Origin of the sequence: Methylobacterium sp. J-088 (assembly GCF_022829295.1) — a bacterium.
Taxonomy (GTDB): Bacteria; Pseudomonadota; Alphaproteobacteria; order Rhizobiales; family Beijerinckiaceae; genus Methylobacterium.
The window spans coordinates 1-6,462 of sequence record NZ_JAKSYH010000110.1; the positions used below are offsets into that span (position 1 = coordinate 1).

At 67.0% G+C, this 6,462-nt stretch carries 4 protein-coding genes and 1 pseudogene; 3 read left to right on the top strand and 2 right to left on the bottom strand.

The window, feature by feature from the left end:
* Positions 1-326: 326 nt before the first annotated feature.
* Both MKK63_RS11900 and MKK63_RS11905 read left to right on the top strand, forming a co-directional pair.
* Positions 327-635, top strand: a pseudogene (locus MKK63_RS11900) (integrase core domain-containing protein); the annotation flags it as partial.
* Between the two features lie 362 nt (positions 636-997).
* Positions 998-3,376 carry a type IA DNA topoisomerase gene (locus tag MKK63_RS11905; RefSeq protein ID WP_244001899.1) on the top strand — a complete coding sequence of 793 codons (2,379 nt, stop codon included), beginning with the start codon at positions 998-1,000 and terminating at the stop codon, positions 3,374-3,376.
* A 35-nt stretch (positions 3,377-3,411) separates the two neighbouring features.
* On the opposite strand, the gene MKK63_RS11910 is transcribed toward MKK63_RS11905, so the two are convergent.
* Positions 3,412-4,791, bottom strand: a complete 1,380-nt coding sequence (locus tag MKK63_RS11910; RefSeq protein ID WP_244001893.1) for an MFS transporter — start codon at positions 4,789-4,791, stop codon at positions 3,412-3,414.
* A 403-nt stretch (positions 4,792-5,194) separates the two neighbouring features.
* On the opposite strand from MKK63_RS11910, the gene MKK63_RS11915 reads away from it, so the two are divergent.
* Positions 5,195-5,839, top strand: coding sequence for a hypothetical protein (locus MKK63_RS11915; protein ID WP_244001895.1), 645 nt, complete (start codon positions 5,195-5,197; stop codon positions 5,837-5,839).
* A 241-nt stretch (positions 5,840-6,080) separates the two neighbouring features.
* On the opposite strand, the gene MKK63_RS11920 is transcribed toward MKK63_RS11915, so the two are convergent.
* Positions 6,081-6,462: putative sulfate exporter family transporter (locus MKK63_RS11920; RefSeq protein WP_244001897.1), on the bottom strand; the 382-nt coding region annotated here is incomplete at its 5' end.

Consider the following 6,462-nt stretch of genomic DNA (forward strand, 5'->3'; position numbering starts at 1 on the left):
GGTCTGCTCACTATGCTAGAGGAAATGCTGAGCCGCCTGGTGATCGGCCCCCACGAGGTGGTCCAAGGGTAAAGTGAGTGCACGGTGGGTCGCTCCGCCGCGACTAGCTTGGCCGGCGGAGCTGGTCGGGCGAGCGCAGCCGGCCAAGCGGAGCATGCCGTCACGAACAGCTCCGGCGGCGTCGGCCGGTATCCCAAAGATGCATTGTGGCGCACGCCGTCGGAGGGACTTCGCCAGGTTTCGATGACGACGTTTGCCGCCCTGAGGGGTTAGGCGGTCGCGTCGGTCGGGGGTTCGTTGAGAAGGCCGTCGACGCTTGCGTCACCGGCGTCGGAGCAAAGGAGGCCGACATCACGCCAGGCTGACCGTGGGAGAACGGCTACGTCGAAAGCTTCGACGCACGGCTTCGCGACGAACGCATGAGCGGCGAGATCTTCTACACACTCAGGGAAGCGCAGGTCGTCATCGAAAGCTGGCGACGTCACTACAACGGCGTGCGCCCGCATGCCTCTTTGGGATACCGGCCGCCGGCCCCGGAGGTGTTCGTGCCAGCCTTCTCCGCTTGGCCGGCTGCGCTCGCCCGACCAGCTCCGCCGGCCAAGCTACTCGCGGCGGAGCGGCCCACCGTGCACTAACTTTACCCTTGGACCACCTCGTGGGGGCCGATCATCCAGAGATGTACGAACCCGAGAAAGATTGTGAGTTCCGATAGAAGCCGACGCAGGAGCTCAGCCCTGCAGCGACAGGGAGCGGCCGCAGGACGATCACCGGTCGTTAGCCTTTCAACGCATATGTCGGGAGGATGGCGCCGAACATGCCGCGTTACCCGTTGTGTGCGTGCGCGGCGTGGCCTGCCAAGGCATTTGAAATAGTGCTTCTCGCGCGGGGACATGGAGGCGGTAGCCTCTCCACGCCCTGCGTGGTTGCATGCCAGTCCGCTTTGGAACAAAATAGGAACTTGCTGCCGGGCGCGGCGGGCGCGTTCCTGGGCAGCGAGATGTCACCTTCGAGTTCCGGCCGCACGCTGTTCTTCTTCGAGAAGCCCTCGGCGATGCGGCAGCTGCAGCGCTTTTTCCACTCGCCGAATACCGTTTGTGTGGCCGCCGAGGGACATCTGCTGTCGGCTGAGGAACCAGGCAGCATTCGGCCCGAGTGGAAGCACTGGCGCTTCGACGCGTTGCCTATCAAGCTCGCCACGATCCCGGTCAGCTGCGGCACGAATCGATCTGGCCAATCGCACGAACCGAAGATCGCCGCCATCCGGCAAGCGCTGAGCGGCGTCGAGCGCGTGATTATCGCCACCGACCCGGGGCGAGAGGGCTCGATGATCGCCTGGGAGGTGCTGGAGCACCTCGGCTGGCGCGGCCGGGTCGACCGGCTCAAGCTGGGCGCGCTCGACGAGGTCTCGATCCGCCGCGCCTTCGCTGCCCTGGTCAAAGAGTCCGGTTCCGGCGAGCGCGACTACGCCGCCTACCTCGAAGCGCTCTGCCGCCAATTCGAGGACTACCACCTTGGCCTAAACGGCACGCGAGCCATCTCGCTGCGCCTGCGCCCGCCTGCGTTCCGGGAGCCCTGGCGCTTTGGGGGTGTGCAGACGCCCACCCTCGCAATCCTAGCTGACCTGGAGGAGCGGATCCGCTCCTTTGTGCCGCAGGACTTCTTCAAGGTCGCTCTGCACCTTGGGACTCAGTCCGGTGCCGCACTGACCCTGTGGCATGCGCCCAAGGATCGGATTTTCGACGCGGCGGTCGCCGAGACGATCCGAACAGCCGCCGCGCTTTGGTCGGGTCCCCTGGCGGTCGAGCACAAGGACGTGCGTCGCGTACCCCCTCGGTTGTTCTCGAAGGATACCCTGGCGCGGCGCTGCGCCAAGCGGTTCGGCTGGGATCCGCAGCACACGACCGCGATCGCCCAGGAGCTGTACGATCAGGGCTACTTCAGCTACCCGCGCACCGAGTCCGAGTACCTGCCGGACGGGCAGGTGGGTGATGCGGCCGCGATCGTCACCGCCATCGCGACCGTGCTGACCGATGTGCGCGACGTCGTCCCGGCAGGCGACGCGCCTCTGATCCGACGCGGGGTGAAGGGCCACTACGTCAAGGACCCAGGCGAGCACCACGCCATCGTGCCCCTGCGCAAGGTGCCGGAGCGCAGCCGGCTTTCGGCCGACCAGTTCCGATTGTGGGAACTCGTCGCGAAGGCCTTTCTCGCCGCCCACCTGCCCGACGGCATCGACGCCCGAACGACCGTCGCGGCCGAGGTCGGGGCGCCGCTGGGCGCGAAGCGGTTTGCCGTTTCAGGCAGCGTCATCCGCGCCCCGGGCTGGCGTGCGATCTACGGCAGCGAGGCCGAACTCGAAGCGGACGTCGTGCCCGGCAAGGCCAAGCGCGAGGCCGACGCCACGTCCGCACGCCTGCCACTCGTGAACGACGGGGAGGGTGCATCGGCCGCGGGCGCGGATGTCGCCACCGCGATGACCGAGCCGCCGCGGCGGATCACCCGCGGCGAGTTGCCGGTGGTGATGGGCCGGCTGATCGATCAGGTCGATGATCCGGTGGCCAAGCGCGCCCTGGAGAACCCGGTCAATCCGAACGAACCCAAGGGTCTCGGCACGGCCGCCACCCGCGATACGATCCTGCCCAAGCCCCTGAAGAGTCGGTACATCACCCTGGCCAACGGCAAGGATCCGGCCATCGAGGTCACAGAAGTCGGGCTGGCCTTCATGACGGCGGTGCGGCGCGTGTTTCCGACCTACGGCGACCCGGTCGGGCGCGCCCTGTTCGAGGCGGAGCTGGCCGAGATCGGTCGCGCGTCCACGCGGGCCGAGGCTGTCGAGCGCGCGAACGCCTTTCGGCAACGCACACGTGCCCGCCTCGATGAGCTGATCGCCGCGATCGCGAACTCGCCGGTGGTCAGCCTCGACCCGAGCCTGATCCCACCCGGACAAGCCGACAATCGACCACCGACGCCGGCCATGGTGTCGTTCGCAACGAGCCTAGCCGAGCGGAAGGGTGTGAAGCTGCCGCGGTGCTGCAAGAGCAGCATCAGCGTCTGCCGGGCCTTCCTCGACACCCATGCCGGGCCGCGTGCACCCCAGGAGGGTAACACCGACCACTTCACCGATCGCAAAGTTCCGAGCGCGGCGATGCTCAAGTACGCGCATAGCCTGGCTGAGCAGCAAGGCATCAACTGCCCGCCGGCGGCTGAGACAGACTTCGAAGCCTGCCGGCGCTTTCTCGACGCCCACGCTTCTCGGCCACAGCTTCGACCGGGAGCGCCAAATTCTGGTACAACCAAAACTGTAGAGACTGCCGCACACGGGAAGCGCCGGGTTAGGGCGACGCCGAAGCAGCCAACTGCGCGACGGCGGGCCTGAAGCGATCGGCTGAAGGTGACGCGATGAAAGGGGCCTCAGGACGCCACGGCAAGGCGCGTGAAGCTCACCAAGCTGGCAAACCCGGCAAAGGCCGCTCCGAGCCCCATCGCCACTGCAGGCCCGTGCGCCTCCGCGATCGCGAAGCAGGCCGCGACGAGGGCGGCGCCTAGAGTCTGACCGAGTAGTCGCGCCGTGGCCACGATTCCGCTCGCCCCACCCGAGCGAGCAGCCGGCGCGCTCGTCATGATGGCGCGCAGGTTCGGGGCCTGGAAGAAGCCGAATCCGGCCCCGCAGATCGCCATCCGCCAGATGATGTTCGTGACGCTGGGATCGGCAGGTAGCAGCGCGAGCAGCCCCATGCCGATCGCGAGCCCGGCGAGCCCGATCCCGCCGAGCAGGCCGGGAGCGTAACGATCCGAGAGGCGTCCGGCCACCGGGGCTAGCAGCGCGACCACCACTGGCCAAGGGGTCATCAGAAAGCCGGTCTCGACCTGCGAGCGGCCAAGCGTGTGCTGGAACAGGAAGGGTAGTGAGACGAACGCTAGCCCCTGTGCCGCAAACGAGCACACCGCGGTCAGAGCCGACAGGGCGAACAGCGGGCGCTTCAGGAGATCGGCGGCCAGCATCGGCGCCGGGTGTCCGGCTTGGCGACGCAGGAGCAGGGCGAAGCAGGCGAGCGCCCCAGCAATCTCCACGAGGATGCGCCAGAGCGGCCCCTCGTGTGCGGCTTCACCCAACCCTAGAACCAGGAGCGCGAACGCAGCGGCGTTGAGCAGTGCGCCGGGGAGGTCGAAGCTGTGGCCGGAACGACCGGTCTCGGGCAGCGCAGTCCAGGCCAAGGCGAGGGCGCCGAGGCCAATCGGCACGTTGACGGCGAACAACCAGGGCCATGGCGCCGCCAGCAGGATCAACGATGCCACGGTTGGGCCGATCGCGAAGCCGACGCCGACCACGAAGGCGTTGAGCCCGACGCCGCGGCCGAGCTGGTTCGCGGGGTAGATGAATCGGATCAGCGCGATGTTGACCGCCATCAGCGCGCTTGCGCCGATCCCCTGGAGCACGCGCGCGACGACAAGTGTTGGTAGGGACCAGGCCAGGGCGCAGACGAGCGACGCCGCAGTGAACAGGAGAAGGCCGACGACATAGATTTTCTTCTGCCCGACGATCTCACCGAGCGCCGCAATCGGTAGCAACGTCGCCACGACCGCGAGCTGGTAGGCGTTCACGATCCAGACCGAGGCACCCGGATCGACTCCGAGATCGCCGGCGATGGTGGGCAGGGCTGTGTTGGCGATGGCGGTGTCGAGTGTCGCGAGTGCCACTCCGGTGAGCACCGCGGCCATTGCCTTCGCACGCTGGCCCGGCGGCGATCCATCGCGAGCAGCCGCAGTCGGGTTCGAGATCGTCTCAGTCATTTAGGCTTAGAATCCCTCGTTCAGGGCGCGGCCTGAACTGCGCCTCTCGCCGCACCTTGGCAAAGAGTAAGCGGCTTCTCCACGCGGAACGGCGCGACCATCGTACTCTCTAAGTAACGGGTGTCATTTTACATCCGGCGGGTATCTCGATTGCAGCGAAGACCAGCAGCGTCGGCCCCCGCCTGCGATCGCCCCGCCTTGACGAATAGGAATAAAATCTGTTAAAAGGTCGACAGGCTGCTGCTTCGTAGCCTTCATTGAGGGTCGACATGAGGCACCCGCCACACACGCTGAAGCCGAACTGCCGAGCGCTACCGCCCGGCTTTCCGCCTCAACCTCAGCGTTCCGCAACCATCCCAAGGGGGTCTCATCCGAGGCCCCCTTCGCATTTCTGGAGCCTGCCATGACCGCAGCCACTGCTACGAAAGCCAAAGGCGCACTGACCCCGGCCGAGAGCCCGCTCGCCAAGCCGACGCCAGCCCTTGTCGTGTTCGGTGCCGACAAGGGCGGCAAGCCTCACGCCGCCTGGTTTCCCACCCCCGACGTGAGCTTGGCCACAAAGGCCGCCGCGACCATCGGCTTCCGCGCACTCGTGCTGTGTGACGACGCTCAGCGCTCGGCCGCTGCTGATCTGCCTCAAGGGCGGGTGTTCAGCTCGGGCCGCGCGTTCGTGCCGTTTGTCGCTAAGGAGGTCTACGAGCGCTTACAAGCCCTCGCCGGTGGACTTGTCGGATCGACCGCCACGACCATCAGGTTGACAGCACAAAGCCCCGAGAAGCCCGCTGATGGCGACGAGGGCTGCCCTGGTGGGGCAAACACGGTTGATCCTCGGTATCCTCGCAGCTGGGCAGGCATCGCGATCGGCAGCTTGGTGCTGATCACCGAAGGTGAGGAGGACGGCTGGTATGAAGCCGTCGTCGTCGCCTCGAAGCCCGGTGGCGAGTTCACCCTACAGTGGCGTGACTGGCCGGACCTACCACTGCTGATGCGCCGGCGCGATGAGATGGCCTTGCTGCACCCGAACGCCGCCGCAGCGGCCGAAGCCTGATCTTAAGCGAATGTGATTACTGGTCGGCAAGGCCCCAAGCTTTGCCGGCCACCGGCGACGGTGGCTCAGGGCGGATTGGGGAAGTTGAGGCTCTGCCCGTAAGCGGACCTTCGGCTTTGCGCCCATCCCGGCCATTCCGCCGAGTGTGGCGCCGTCCCAGAAGCGGACACGTCACAGAGGAGGGATCTGAGCCCTCAAGGCATCTGTCATTCTATCGAAAGTGTCTGCGGCTCGACAGCGCTCAGCCGATCCCAAGGCCGCGGATGAGCAGCACGGCGATGGCGAGGAGCACCAGGAGCGAGGCGGTTACCGCCAAGGTCACCCTGCCGCCGACCTGCGCCAGTACGCGGACATCGACGCCCAGGCCCAAAGCAGCCATCGACACGATCGTCAGGAAGCCCGCGATCCGCGACAGGGGCGAGACCCAGCCATCCGGGATCAGACCCAGCGAGCGCAGGGTGGCGAACGCCAGGAAGCCCAGGATGAACCACGGCACCAGCTTGAAGAAGCCGAGCCGGCCCGGCGCGCCCTTGCCCGTCGCCCCCTCCGCAGGCAGGCGCGGCGCGATCAGCGATAGGGCCACCACCACCGGACCGAGCATCAGCACGCGCACCAGCTTGACC

Excerpts from the sequence above, each read along its gene's own strand:
- MKK63_RS11905 (WP_244001899.1), top strand. The coding sequence starts at position 998 with ATGTCACCTTCGAGTTCCGGCCGCACGCTGTTCTTCTTCGAGAAGCCC.
- MKK63_RS11910 (WP_244001893.1), bottom strand. The coding sequence starts at position 4,791 with ATGACTGAGACGATCTCGAACCCGACTGCGGCTGCTCGCGATGGATCG.
- MKK63_RS11915 (WP_244001895.1), top strand. The coding sequence starts at position 5,195 with ATGACCGCAGCCACTGCTACGAAAGCCAAAGGCGCACTGACCCCGGCC.